This is a genomic window from Enterococcus sp. SMC-9 (assembly GCF_021011285.1).
Taxonomy (GTDB): domain Bacteria; phylum Bacillota; class Bacilli; order Lactobacillales; family Enterococcaceae; genus Enterococcus_C; species Enterococcus_C montenegrensis.
The window spans coordinates 193102-206449 of sequence record NZ_JAILYE010000002.1 but is presented as its reverse complement, the minus strand read 5'-3'; the positions used below and the strand labels follow the sequence as shown (position 1 = coordinate 206449).

The 13348-nt window shown below is 38.0% G+C and carries 11 protein-coding genes; all 11 read left to right on the top strand.

Going from position 1 to position 13348, the window contains the following annotated elements; translation table 11 throughout:
* Positions 1–177 precede the first annotated feature (177 nt).
* Positions 178–627 (top strand): cell division protein ZapA, encoded by a 450-nt coding sequence (locus K4422_RS03700; RefSeq protein WP_206905364.1) that lies wholly within the window; start codon positions 178–180, stop codon positions 625–627.
* Positions 628–630: 3 nt separating this feature from the next.
* The gene (locus K4422_RS03695) at positions 631–1179 is read left to right on the top strand and encodes a CvpA family protein (RefSeq protein ID WP_206905169.1); all 549 of its coding nucleotides are present in this window, start codon (positions 631–633) and stop codon (positions 1177–1179) included.
* A gap of 71 nt (positions 1180–1250) precedes the next feature.
* A complete protein-coding gene (locus K4422_RS03690) occupies positions 1251–3620 on the top strand; it encodes an endonuclease MutS2 (protein ID WP_230709234.1) in 2370 nt (789 codons plus the stop codon).
* 218 nt (positions 3621–3838) lie between these two features.
* Complete coding sequence (trxA, locus tag K4422_RS03685; RefSeq protein ID WP_206905164.1) at positions 3839–4153, top strand: thioredoxin; 315 nt, start codon at positions 3839–3841, stop codon at positions 4151–4153.
* 421 nt (positions 4154–4574) lie between these two features.
* Positions 4575–5594 carry a LacI family DNA-binding transcriptional regulator gene (locus K4422_RS03680; RefSeq protein ID WP_230709232.1) on the top strand — a complete coding sequence of 340 codons (1020 nt, stop codon included), beginning with the start codon at positions 4575–4577 and terminating at the stop codon, positions 5592–5594.
* Positions 5591–6493 (top strand): ribokinase, encoded by a 903-nt coding sequence (gene rbsK / locus K4422_RS03675; RefSeq protein WP_230709230.1) that lies wholly within the window; start codon positions 5591–5593, stop codon positions 6491–6493. The genes K4422_RS03680 and rbsK overlap by 4 nt, the downstream gene beginning before the upstream one ends.
* Positions 6468–6866, top strand: a complete 399-nt coding sequence (rbsD, locus tag K4422_RS03670; protein WP_230709228.1) for a D-ribose pyranase — start codon at positions 6468–6470, stop codon at positions 6864–6866. The genes rbsK and rbsD overlap by 26 nt, the downstream gene beginning before the upstream one ends.
* 12 nt (positions 6867–6878) lie before the next feature.
* Positions 6879–8363, top strand: coding sequence for a sugar ABC transporter ATP-binding protein (locus tag K4422_RS03665; protein ID WP_230709226.1), 1485 nt, complete (start codon positions 6879–6881; stop codon positions 8361–8363).
* A 2-nt stretch (positions 8364–8365) separates the two neighbouring features.
* Positions 8366–9331 carry an ABC transporter permease gene (locus K4422_RS03660; protein WP_206905147.1) on the top strand — a complete coding sequence of 322 codons (966 nt, stop codon included), beginning with the start codon at positions 8366–8368 and terminating at the stop codon, positions 9329–9331.
* A gap of 124 nt (positions 9332–9455) precedes the next feature.
* Positions 9456–10379: a D-ribose ABC transporter substrate-binding protein gene (locus tag K4422_RS03655; protein WP_230709225.1), complete on the top strand. Its 924-nt coding sequence runs from the start codon at positions 9456–9458 to the stop codon at positions 10377–10379.
* A 501-nt stretch (positions 10380–10880) separates the two neighbouring features.
* Positions 10881–13094 carry a L,D-transpeptidase family protein gene (locus K4422_RS03650; RefSeq protein WP_230709223.1) on the top strand — a complete coding sequence of 738 codons (2214 nt, stop codon included), beginning with the start codon at positions 10881–10883 and terminating at the stop codon, positions 13092–13094.
* Positions 13095–13348: the final 254 nt, after the last annotated feature.

The window sequence follows — 13348 nt, the reverse complement described above, 5'->3', positions numbered from 1 at the left end:
GATTTTAACATAGATATAAAAAAGCAGACGGTAAACAGGAGAATTTTAACTAATCGTGGAAATTTTACCGTTTTTACCCTATAATATACAGGAGTTTGCCACTAAAACTTTTAGTGGTAAAAGTGCTATAATAATGCAGTTGGTTTTCTGAAAGTTATGAAGAAGGGAAGACAGAGCATGGTAGCGGAACGCAAACGCTATAAAGCTGTGATCGCTAATCGTAGTTATACGATTATTGGAAATAAGAGTTCACAGCATATGAATCTGGTCACAAAGCTTGTGAACGAACAGCTAAGTGAGATAAAGATGATTTCACCCCAGATTAATGATGAACAAGCTGCGATTTTATTAGCAGTCAATGCAGTCTCAGACCAAGTAGACAAACAAGCAGAAGTATTGCGGCTACAAAAAGAGGTGCAAGAACTACGGGAGAAGACAGTTCGAATTGTCGAATTGGAAAATCGCGTCAAACGAATTGAGGCAATTGAAAGCGAAGCGCGAAAATATTTGGCGGAACAAGGACAAACAGATGTTAAAATCAAAAACCATGTTCACGCCCAACAAATTTTAAACGAAGCTAGAAAAGAACAAATTAAACAAAAGACGTCACTAGACAGAAAGGACTAACAGATGGTTGGATTATTGATTATCCTGATACTTGTGATTGCGTTTTATATTGGAGGTCGCCGTGGAACGCCATTACAATTAGTATACACGCTAGGATATTTTTTATCTTTTGCTGTGGCGTGTTTTAGTTACCAAGGCCTAGCAAAAAAATTGGAACTATACATTCCATATCCTTCTGTTACCCCAGATTCCAAAATGGTTTTTTATAGCCAAACGCAGTCTTTGGATTTGGATAAGGCGTATTATGCAGCAGTTGCATTTTTGGTAGTCATGTTTATTGGTTGGCTAGTTACAAGTTTAATTGCCGTCTTTTTAAACAATTTGCGTTTTAAGCGTCTATTAGAAAATTACGATTGGGTATTAGGCGGCTTGTTGAATGTCCTAACAGCTTATGTTGTGATTTTCTTTGTACTTTTTGTGTTAGCGATGATTCCTTTAGCAACAATTCAAAATATATTTCGAGATCACTTTTCCGCCCGCATGATTGTGGAACATTCCGTTATCTTGTCTTGGCTTTTTAAAAATCTGTGGGTGACAAGTATTCTTGCTTAAAAAACAGGGCAGTGTTTGGCAGCAGCTGAACTGGCCTGTTTTTTTCACATTTTAACAGGTAGGTGAAAGAAATGAACAAACGTATCTATGAAACCTTAGAGTTTTCTTCTGTGAAACAAATGGTGGCACAATACCTCCAAACAGCACAAGGGGAAGAAGAGTTAGGAAATTTAACCCCAAGTACTGATGAAACGGTTATCAATAGTTGGTTAAATGAAACGGCAGATGGATTAAAAGTCCAGCGTTTACGCGGTGGAATACCCATTCCTAAGATTGAAAATATTCGGCCGCAAATGAAGCGAATTGAAATTGGAGCAGACTTAAATGGTAGTGAATTAGCGCAAATTGCGCGGGTTTTATCCACAACCGGACAGGTCAAAAAATTTATCGCTGATTTAGCCGATAGTGAAATTGAGTTTTTGCGTCTTTATGATTGGAATGACCAATTAGAAACGATGCCAGAACTAACACGACGCTTGCAAAGTGCAATTGACGAAGATGGCTATGTCACCGATGAAGCTTCACCAGAATTAAAAATTATCCGCAATAACATTCGGCGAAGTGAACGAACGATTCGAGAACAGTTGGATGGAATTTTACGTGGAAATAATGCCCGCTATTTAAGTGACACGATTATTACGATGCGAAATGATCGTTATGTAATTCCCGTTAAACAAGAATACCGCGGTGTTTTTGGCGGTGTTGTTCACGACCAAAGTTCTTCTGGTCAAACGCTTTTTATTGAGCCAAAACAAATTGTTGAATCAAACAACCGTTTACGGCAACACCAAATCAATGAACGACAAGAGATTGAACGTATTTTAGCTGAACTTTCAGCTGAGTTGGTTCCTTATCAAAAAGAGATTCTTCACAATGCTTTTGTCCTAGGCAAATTTGACTTAATGAATGCGAAAGCGCGATTTGCAAAAGAGTTAAAAGCAGTCGTGCCAACCATTAGTTCAGAAAATCATGTCTTTTTCAAACAAGCGCGTCACCCGTTAATCAATCAAGATACAGTCGTTGCCAACGATATTATGATCGGTAAAGACTTCCAAGCCGTTGTAATCACGGGGCCGAATACTGGTGGGAAAACAATTACCTTAAAAACGTTAGGGTTGTTGCAATTAATGGGGCAGTCGGGGTTACCAATTCCCGCTGCAGAAGATAGTCAAATGGGAATTTTCCATGAGATATTTGCAGATATTGGTGATGAACAATCCATTGAGCAAAGTCTGTCTACTTTTTCTTCTCACATGACCAATATCGTCTCAATTTTAGCCAAAGTAGACAAAGACAGTTTAGTTTTATTTGATGAATTAGGAGCAGGGACAGATCCGCAAGAAGGCGCTGCGCTAGCCATCGCCATTCTAGATGCATTAGGCGCAAAATCTGCTTATGTCATGGCGACTACCCATTATCCAGAATTAAAAGTTTATGGCTACAATCGAAGCAATACGATTAATGCGAGTATGGAATTTGATGTTGATACATTGAGTCCCACCTATCGTTTGTTAATTGGCGTGCCCGGGCGTAGTAATGCTTTTGAAATATCAAAACGCCTTGGTCTAGATGCGCAAGTTATTGCGGCAGCTAAACAAATTATGGATGGGGAAAGTCAAGATTTAAATGAAATGATTGCCGATTTAGAAAATCGTCGTAAAATGACAGAAACAGAATATCTAGAAGTACGGCATTACGTAGATGAAGCTGCTAAATTACAACAAGAATTAAAAGAGGCCTATAGTTATTTCTTTGAAGAGCGGGAAAAAGAATTAGCCAAAGCCAAAAAACAAGCCAACGAAATCGTTGATGAGGCTAAAGAAGAAGCAGAAGTGATTATTTCTGATTTGCGTAAAAAACAATTGGCTGCAGGTCAAGGGGCAGTTAAAGAACATGAGTTAATTGATGCCCGCAGTAAACTAGATAATTTGCATCAAACAGAAGATAATCATTTGAAGAAAAATAAAGTCTTACAAAAAGCCAAGCAAGCCAAAAAATTAAAAGCTGGCGACGAGGTGCTAGTTGCTTCATATGGTCAAAGGGGAATCTTAATCAAAAAAATGAGCGATCACAATTGGCAAGTTCAGTTGGGAATTTTGAAGATGACTTTACCTGAAAGTGAACTGCAAAGTGTCGCACCTGTAAAAGAGCCGGTGCAACGTGTTGTTAGCACTGTCCGTTCTGATAACAGTAGTCATGTCGCAACCCAACTTGATTTAAGAGGTAAGCGGTATGAAGAAGCATTAAATGAAGTGGATCAGTATTTAGATGCGGCCATTTTAGCGGGCTATCCGCAAGTAACCATTGTTCATGGTAAAGGTACAGGCGCATTGCGGCAAGGTATCACAGATTATTTGAAAAATCATCGCAGTGTCAAAAGCTTTGAATTTGCACCGCCAAATCAAGGTGGAAATGGTGCGACTGTAGTAAAGTTTAAATAACTTTTAAATTAATCCAATTCAAAAAAATGTGAAAGAATGCAATGTAGCGCACTTTTTCAAAAGCTGTTTTTTACACTTACCAATTGTAAGCAAAAAATTATCATCCCTAACTTTTCAGTGCTATACTCTTTTTTAGAGAGATAATACATCTTATTTAAGGTTATCCTTTGGGGAAATTCAGTTGAGAAAATGCGCAACGCAAAATCGGAGGGAATAATATGTCAAAAGCAATTACAGATGCAACATTTGCAAGTGAAACAGATGAAGGTTTAGTTTTAATCGACTTTTGGGCAACTTGGTGTGGTCCGTGTCGCATGCAAGCGCCAATTTTAGATCAATTAGCAGCTAGCCATGATGAAGACGAGTTAAAAATCGTTAAAATGGACGTGGATGAAAATCCTGAAACACCAGCGCAATTTGGCGTAATGAGTATTCCAACTTTGTTACTAAAAAAAGACGGTGAAGTTGTGGATAAAGTAATTGGTGTGCATACAAAAGACCAATTAGAACAATTAATCGCATCACATTTGTAAAATTCAGTTTTATTATTTAAGATTGGGACAAAAGCCAGCTTGGCTTTTATCCCAATCTTTTTTTAATTCTTAAGGGAGTATAAAATTTTCACATCTAAAAACGTTAAATTAAAAGCGCTAGCGATGTCCGGCTTCACAAACTTGCTTTATCGGTAATAAGCGAAAATTTTGTTAAGTCTGAGGAGCGACTGAACAAAATTTTAGTCTTATTGCTCAAAAGCTGAGCGAGTTTGCGAAGCCTTTCTTAGTTGGTCGGGAAGTAGAAAAATAAATTTGTACCAATCAGATAACTGGCCGTAAAATTTAAAGTGTAATGAAGTTCTTTTTCTGGCAGATAATGGTGTCAATTAACTATTTTTCATTTATCCATAAAAAAATTAGATTAACTGGTTGCATTTTTAATACAAATCGTTTATATTATGTGTGTAAACGGTTACATAAGGAAGATGGTGAACAAATGGCAACGATTCGTGATGTCGCAAAATTAGCAGGATTATCCGTCGCAACAGTTTCAAGAGCAATCAACGGGAGTGGTTATGTTAGTGAAGAGTCTCGTAAAAAAATTGATAATGCCATAAAAGATTTGGATTTTCGTCCCAATGAAGTGGCACGCTCTCTCTATCAAAAAAAATCAAAATTGGTGGGATTATTATTACCGGATATTTCTAATCCTTTTTTCCCATTATTGGCAAAAGGTGTCGAAGATTTTTTGCAGGCAAAAGGTTATCAAGTTATTTTAGGCAATGTCCAAGAAAATCCTGAACGCGCTAATGATTATTTACACGCCTTTAATCAAAATAACGTGGCTGGTGTATTATCTGCTGTAGATAACGACTATGCTTTTTATGACAGTGTTCATCCCCTAGTGTTTTTAGACCGTGTAGGCAAGGATTCAGAGTATTCCATTCACGCCGATGACGTGGCTGGCGGTGCTTTAGCAGCTACAACGGTTTTAAAAAGAAAGACAAAAGAAATTATCGTCATCTCTGGTCCTAAAGAAATTGATCGCTCCCAAGAACGACTACAAGGAGTTTTGAGTGTTTTAAATCAACAAAAGAGTAATTACTATATCGTGAACTCTGCTTCTTTTTTATTGGAAGATGCAATTATTACAGCACAAGCGGTGTTTGAACAATTTCCTCAAGTTGATACTGTGATTGCTCCTAGTGATATTCATGCGATTGCGCTTATTCAAGAGGCTTACCGCCGGAATATCAAAGTGCCCGATGCCCTACAAGTAATCGGCTACGATGATATTCCAATTAGTAATTTGGTGGTACCGCCGCTAACGACGATTCATCAGCCGGCTTATGAAATGGGATATAAAGGTGCTGAGATGTTGTATCAGTTAATGAACGGACAAAAAGTGATGCAAAAAAAATTAGTCTTACCAACTCGTTTAGTCAAACGGGATACTTTACGAAAGAAGGAAGCACAATGAAAATTACGGTTGTAGGAAGTATGTCGACAGATTTTGTGGTTACTACAAACATTAAGCCTGATCAAGGCGAGACTGTTTTTGGTGAAAAATTTGCGACTGCATTTGGCGGTAAAGGTGCCAATCAAGCAGTAGCTGCCAGTCGTTTGGGTGTGGAAGTGGCGATGGTTGGTGCAGTTGGCAGTGATGATTTTGGTACAGCAATTTTAAATAATTTAGTAGAAAATGGGGTTGATGTAAGTTGTGTGGAACGGGTTACACATGTTGAAAGCGGTTCTGCCCATATCGTATTATACGATCATGATAATAGCATTATTGTCATTCCTGCTGCTAACAACGAGGTAAAGCCTAGTAATATTGAGAAATTCGCATCGCAGTTGTTAAATAGTGACTTAGTTATCTTACAAAATGAAATTCCCCAAGCAACAAATGAAGCAATTATTGATTTTTGTTGGGAACATGGCATTAAAACTTTGTTAAATCCTGCACCAGCCCGCCCCCTTGCAAAAGACTATCTTGAAAAGATAACTTATTTAACTCCTAATGAGCACGAATCGGCAATTATTTTTCCTGATCAAAGTCGCTCACAGGTATTAGCAAAATATCCCAATAAGTTAGTGATTACCCTCGGGGCGATGGGGGCAATTTATCACGATGGTAAAAAAGAAGAAATTGTACCGGCTTTTGAAGTGCAACCAGTTGATACAACAGGGGCAGGAGATACGTTTAACGCTGCGATGGCAACTGCTTTACTATATGGCTTGAAGATGTCAGAAGCTTTGCGTTTTGCCAATTTGGCTGCTGCAATTTCTGTCCAAGGCTTTGGTGCCCAGGGCGGTATGCCAACACTAGAAAAGATGAAGGAGCAACCTCAATATGAAAAAACATGGCATTTTAAATAGCGAGATTACAAAAGTTTTAGCTGATTTAGGTCACACAGATCAAATTACTATTGGGGATGCCGGACTGCCGGTACCCCATGGTGTAGCAAAAATTGACTTAGCTTTAAAGTTTGGGCTACCAAGTTTTAACGATGTATTGTTGGCGGTGCTTTCAGATATGGCAATTGAAAAGGTCGTTTTAGCAGAGGAAATTAAAACGCAAAATGTCCAACAATTACAAGCAGTTTTGAAAGCGCTACCTGAAGAGGCGGAAATTGTCTATGTTTCTCACGCAGAATTTAAAAAGCAAACGCAAAATAGTAAAGCCGTTATTCGTACTGGTGAAGTAACGCCTTATTCCAACATTATTTTACAGTCTGCTGTCATCTTTTAAGGAGGGAATAACATGTACGTTGAAATGAAAAACATTTCAAAGTCTTTTGGCACAAATCAGGTTTTACGGGATGTCAGTATTGAAATAAAAAGCGGTGAAATTCACGCCTTGATGGGTGAAAATGGTGCAGGAAAATCAACGCTAATGAATATCTTGACCGGTTTGCATAAAAAAGATTCTGGAACGATTTTAATTGATGGACAAGAAAAGACATTTTCAAGTCCTAAAGAAGCGGAAGAGTTTGGGGTTAGTTTTATTCATCAAGAAATGAATTCTTGGCCACAAATGACCGTATTGGAAAACCTATTTTTGAACAACGAACTAAAGACCCCTTTTGGTTTATTGGATACAAAGAAAATGCGAGAAATCGCCTTGCACCATTTTGCTCAGTTGGGAATTTCACTTGATTTAGATAAAGAATTAGATGAGCTATCAGTCGGGCAACAGCAAATGATTGAAATCACCAAATCTTTAATGACCGATGCAAAAATTTTGATTATGGATGAACCTACCGCCGCCCTTTCTGATACGGAAATCAAAGCCTTATTCAAAATTATTTACCAATTAAAAGCACAAGATGTCGCAATCGTTTATATTTCCCACCGAATGGAAGAGATTTTCCAAATCAGTGATGAAATCACCGTGATGCGAGATGGTCTTTCCATTGATACGACAAAAACCAGTGAGACAGACGTCAATGAAGTAGTTCGCAAAATGGTGGGACGCGAAATTTCAGATTATTATCCTCAAAAAACGGCTATCATCGGAGAAGTCGTCTTTACAGCAGCGCACTTAACCGGTGCAAATGGGGTTTTCAAAGATGTTTCCTTTAACGTTAGAAGTGGTGAAATTGTAGGTTTCTCAGGTTTAATGGGGGCTGGTCGTACAGAAATTATGCGGGGAATTTTCGGTTTAGATCCTTTGGAAGAAGGAACTATCACGATTGAAGGCGAGTCAAAAAAAATCGAGTCCCCGGCTAAATCTATTCAAAATGGTATTGGCTTTTTAACAGAGGATAGAAAATCAGAAGGCTTAGTTTTGGACTTCTCTGTGTTAGATAATATTAGTCTGCCTTCCATTGATGGCTTTGTAAAAAATGGCTTGATAGATAAAAAAACAGAAGCAGAATTTGCCGAACTATTAATTAAACGACTTCTAATTAAAGTGCAATCTGAGGATGATATCGTTGGTGATCTGTCTGGGGGAAATCAACAAAAAGTTGTTTTAGCCAAATGGATCGGTGCTGGACCAAAAGTATTGATTTTAGATGAACCGACCCGTGGAGTAGACGTGGGTGCTAAACGTGAAATTTACCAATTGATCAATGAATTAGCAGATCGCGGGGTAGCAATTATCGTCGTTTCCAGTGACTTGCCAGAAGTAATGGGAATAAGCGACAGAATCTTGGTCGTTCACGAGGGCAGGATTAATGGTGAATTGCAAAAAGTAGATTTTGACCAGGAAAAAATTATGACTTATGCAACAGGAGGAAAATAAAAATGGAGAATAAAAAGAACGTCGCTAAAAAAAGTAATTTTGATGCAGCAGGTATTATTGCAAAATTAGGACCATTACTTGCGCTTATTGTCTTGGTCATTGTCGTTTCTGTTATGAATCGTGAATTCTTAAATCCCAACAATCTGTTGAACTTATTGCGGCAGGTTGCTGCCAATGGTTTTATTGCTTTTGGAATGACATTTGTCATTTTGACTGGTGGAATTGATTTGTCAGTGGGCTCAACACTCGCTTTATCCAGTGCATTAACAGCCGGTTTTATCGCCAATGGTATGAGTGCACCTTTAGCCGTTTTACTTGGGCTTTTAACCGGAGCGATTTTAGGAGCTATTAATGGGTTATTAATTTCAAAGGGAAGTATGGCACCTTTTATTGCTACCTTGGCAACAATGACGATTTATCGCGGTGCAACACTTGTTTATACAAAAGGGAATCCTATTACCGGTTTAGGGGATAGCTTTTTCTTTAGCTTTTTAGGTCGGGGCTATTTATTTGGCATTCCTTTTCCAGTAGTTTTACTGTTTATTATGTTTATTGTTCTTTTTGTTCTTTTGCACAAAACGGCTTTTGGTCGTAAGACTTATGCTATCGGTGGCAATGAAAAAGCGGCTTTTGTTGCGGGGGTCAAAATCGATAAAATCAAAATTTTGATTTATTCGCTATCCGGTTTAATGGCTTCAATTAGTGGGATGATTATCACCTCACGTTTAAATTCTGCCCAACCGACAGCTGGTCAGTCATATGAAATGGATGCAATTGCGTCTGTAGTTTTAGGCGGAACTAGTCTTTCAGGGGGGAAAGGACGTATTTTTGGTACTTTAGTCGGGGCTTTGATTATCGGTACTTTGAACAACGGGTTGAACCTATTAGGTGTTTCTAGTTTTTATCAACAGATTGTCAAAGGGATCGTAATTGTGATTGCGGTTTTACTTGATCGTAAAAAGAAATAAACCCAGATAACTAAAAAATGTAAGCCCTTAAAAAAGCAACACACAATGGAAAAAATGGTTTTTAGGAGTGAGCAAAAAGCTTAATCCTTTAAAAGAAATTCACTCATATGAGGAGGAAGAAATAATGAAAAAATTTTTCGTATTCGCAGCAAGTGTACTAATGTTGGCAGGATGTGGCGCAACTGGTCTAGAGGGCGGCTCAAGTAGTTCTGAAGGTAAAACAGATGACAAAAAACCGGCTGAGTTAACTGTCGGAGTTTCTGTTTCCACGTTAAATAATCCCTTCTTTGTTTCATTACGTGACGGAGTTCAAAAATTGGCTGATGAAAATAAAACCACAATTAAAGTAGTCGATGCCCAAGACGATACAGCAAAACAAAGTAACGATATTGATGATTTAATTCAACAAAAAGTTGATGTTATTTTAGTTAATCCGGTCGACTCTTCAGCAATTGTGCCAGCTGTGGAATCTGCTAATAGTGCCAACATTCCTGTAATTGCAATTGACCGTAGCAGTGATGGGGGTAAATTATTAACGACTGTTGCTTCAAATAACGAAGAAGGCGGTAAAATGGCAGCCCAATTTATCATTGAAAAATTAGGTGAAAATGCAAAAGTAGCAGAACTAGAAGGCGTACCAGGGGCTTCTGCCACACGGGAACGGGGTAAAGGTTTTGATGATTACGCTAAAGGGAAATTAAATGTAGCTGACAAACAATCTGCTAACTTTGACCGTGCTAAAGGATTGACAGTGATGGAAAACATTTTACAAGCCCACTCTGACTTGCAAGGTGTCTTTGCACAAAATGACGAAATGGCATTAGGTGCTTCAGAAGCAGCAAGTAGTAAGGGAAAAGACTTTATCATTGTTGGCTTTGATGGAACAGAAGACGGCTTAAAAGCGATTAAAGATGGTAAAATGAGTGCCACAATTGCTCAAAAACCAGAAGAGATGGGAAAATTAGCCTTGCAAGCTGCATATGATCACTTTGCTGGTAAAAAAGTGGATGAAAAAATCGACTCACCACTTGATTTGGTAACTAAATAAAGAGATAAATTCTAAATGAGGCTACGCTAAAACATCATTTACACAAAAGGAGGTGTGACAAGATTTTTGTCACACCTCCTCTTTGTGCAAATCATAGTCGCATCAAAATAATAAAAATCCCTGCAAAGTGTGCAACAGTTGGAGCTAAAAGACTGTCTCTTAGAAGTCTATTAACAAAAGTAAAGCAAGTACAAAAAGCATTAGTGGCTATTTTACAGTAGTTTTACATATATAACAAAAGGTCTTGCAGTCATAAATTGAAGGAATGAAAAATGTTTTCTCGTATTTTTAGGATCATCTGATTTATGGAAAGATGTGGTTAGTTAGAAAACGTTCTTTATTTGTAAAAAGAAAAATTTAGTAGCTTTATGGTACCTACATTTGGCTAAAAAAATAGTGGAAATTTATTTTTCTGACAGGTTCTCACTTCTGTTTTCCTTAACTGGCGGTTATAATTGATTTGTAAAGATAAAAGGAAAATTAAATATAAAGGAGTAGACAATGAAAAAAAACAAATGGGTTAAAGTATTGTTGGTTGCAAGCATTTTAACGACTTCATTGCCGCTGAATGCTTGGGGGCAGACAGCTACACCGCAAACGAGTGAGTCAAATTTAGCTGCTACACAGACACAAACAGATACGAGTTCTGCTAATGGAGAAAGTGAGTTAAGTCAATCAACAACAGCGACAAATGCGACAACTTCCAGCGCAACACAAACAACGCAAACTTCAACAACACAAGCAACACAGAGCCAAACCACCGAAACTTTTGAAAATACAACAGAAACTACCACGACAGCAGATACGCTTCAAATCAAACAGGCTGACGTGCTTGAAACTTTGGTAGGCAAGAAAGAAAGTTTAAAAACATATGCCAAAATTAAAGCAGGAGATGAATTTTTCTATCAATTAGATTCTCAAAATCAGTTTGTAAAAAAGGAAAGCTTGGCTGCTTATCAGGGGAATGTATACCGAGTAACAAATCGCGCAAAAACCAGTGAAAATCGGGAAATGATCCAAATTGTCCAAGCAGATGGGAATAATTCTGAACTTGGTTGGGTGCCTGAAACTGCGTTAACGCTGCACAATGGCAGCTATGTGACAAAAACAGGTTATGTTGCTGTAACTACTAAAAATTTAAGCGTCCAACCAGACGTCTTCACCGCAGCTAAAAATCAAAATTTTAACGGTAAAACATTACAATATCGCGAGATTTACACCGTTAACAAAAAAGAGTACTACGCTTTATACAACAATCAAAATCAATTTTTAGGCTTTGTTGCAAAAGGCAGTGGGCTAGATCTAAATACTAGCCCCGGAGGAAAATATTATGCCAAAAGCAGTTATGGCACCTTTATGCAAAAAGGTAAAACACGCTGGAACAATTTTTACTTTAATAGTGTTCGCGGCAATACAACCTCCTATTATGGTAAAACGGTCAAAATTAAAGGTTATTATCAGCATTTTAATGGAAAAACCTACTATACAGTTTATGAAAATAAGAACAACAAAGATAGCTGGGTAGGGTATATAGAGGCAAAAGATATTAAATTAGCAGCTGGTAGTCAAGGTGTGTACCAAAGCTTGAATCGCTATGTGACGATCACCAATAAAAATTACACGACGTGGAGTAGTTTTGGCTGGAAAAAAAGAAGTACTACAGCTGCCATGCTAACAAAAACGTATCTTGCCAAAGGAATGTATCGTCATTACAATGGGGCAACGTATTACAGCTTAAGTGACAATAAGGATAAATGGGCGGGCTATTTGAATGCCAATGCGGCAAAACAAGCCAATAATGCAGGGGGGATTGCCCAAAAAGAAAATCGTAAAGTAAAAATTACTTCCAAAACTGCAACTTTTTGGCGTAACTTTAATTGGCAGAAAAAAGACAGTGCCGCTAAATATTACGGTAAAGTTTATACTGTAAAATGCAAGTATCGTCATTTTAACGGGGCCTGGTATTACTCTATTTACAATGGGAACACGTGGATTGGTTATTTAAATGCGGACTTTACCGGTAATCCCCATACGATTTATAGTACTAAAAATATTAACCGCTACGTGCGCATGAACGCTAATTCGGGGAATTTTTATAGTCAAGCTGATCCTAATAGCAGTAAAAAATCAGCAAAGAAAACGTATAAAGGCTATATGGTGCAGGCGATAAAAGAAGCGAAAACAAGTGGCGGGACATATTATTATGTGACACTTCCTGGGGGTGCTTTGGGGTGGCTAAAAGCAAGTGAGACGACCAATGTTCATAATCGCTATTACATGTATACCACCGGCGGCAAGTATCCTTCTTTAAAAGTTAAAAACTTAAATATTCAAGTTTCGGTAAAAAAACAGCGCGTATATATTCGTTCGGGTTCTAAGACGATCTATACCATGCTTTGTTCAACAGGCTTAGGTTTATGGCCGAATAATTTAAGTACACCATATGGTAATTTTAAAATTCAAGCCGAACGGGGCTCATCTTTTTGGTATGCAGGGTCGGGTGGTGCCTTTTACCGCTCTTACCATCAACACGGCGTCTACTTGTTCCATACGGTTCCGATTGCCTATCCTGGTACTACCAGTGCCTTTAATCATATTGAAGGGATGAAATTGGGGCGCAGAGCTTCCCATGGCTGTATTCGGATGTCTGTAGCAGATGCCAAGTGGTTTTATTACAATATGCCGGGAAATACACCGGTTAAAATTTATTATTAGAAAAAAGATTTAGGCAGAGGCATCGTGTCTTTTCCTAAATCTTTTTTATTTTTTGCAGGTGAACAATTTATATGAGCAATTCTTGTTTAGCATGGTTCTAAAAATAAAGTTAGCTTTACTAGAATTTAAAAAAAGGATTGTGGTGTTTTTATTGGGCTGTGGCAGATGCGCCAGTTTTTATTTTCGTTGACGCCCATGTTATAATTGGTAGGTATTTTAAGAAAGTTGATAAAAATGAAGTGGGTGAAATTACG

What these genes read in the sequence shown, in the direction of transcription:
- K4422_RS03700 (WP_206905364.1), top strand. Translation starts at nt 178, where the DNA reads ATGGTAGCGGAACGCAAACGCTATAAAGCTGTGATCGCTAATCGTAGT.
- rbsK (WP_230709230.1), top strand. Translation starts at nt 5,591, where the DNA reads ATGAAAATTACGGTTGTAGGAAGTATGTCGACAGATTTTGTGGTTACT.
- K4422_RS03665 (WP_230709226.1), top strand. Translation starts at nt 6,879, where the DNA reads ATGTACGTTGAAATGAAAAACATTTCAAAGTCTTTTGGCACAAATCAG.
- K4422_RS03695 (WP_206905169.1), top strand. Translation starts at nt 631, where the DNA reads ATGGTTGGATTATTGATTATCCTGATACTTGTGATTGCGTTTTATATT.
- K4422_RS03655 (WP_230709225.1), top strand. Translation starts at nt 9,456, where the DNA reads ATGAAAAAATTTTTCGTATTCGCAGCAAGTGTACTAATGTTGGCAGGA.
- K4422_RS03660 (WP_206905147.1), top strand. Translation starts at nt 8,366, where the DNA reads ATGGAGAATAAAAAGAACGTCGCTAAAAAAAGTAATTTTGATGCAGCA.
- K4422_RS03690 (WP_230709234.1), top strand. Translation starts at nt 1,251, where the DNA reads ATGAACAAACGTATCTATGAAACCTTAGAGTTTTCTTCTGTGAAACAA.
- rbsD (WP_230709228.1), top strand. Translation starts at nt 6,468, where the DNA reads ATGAAAAAACATGGCATTTTAAATAGCGAGATTACAAAAGTTTTAGCT.
- trxA (WP_206905164.1), top strand. Translation starts at nt 3,839, where the DNA reads ATGTCAAAAGCAATTACAGATGCAACATTTGCAAGTGAAACAGATGAA.
- K4422_RS03650 (WP_230709223.1), top strand. Translation starts at nt 10,881, where the DNA reads ATGAAAAAAAACAAATGGGTTAAAGTATTGTTGGTTGCAAGCATTTTA.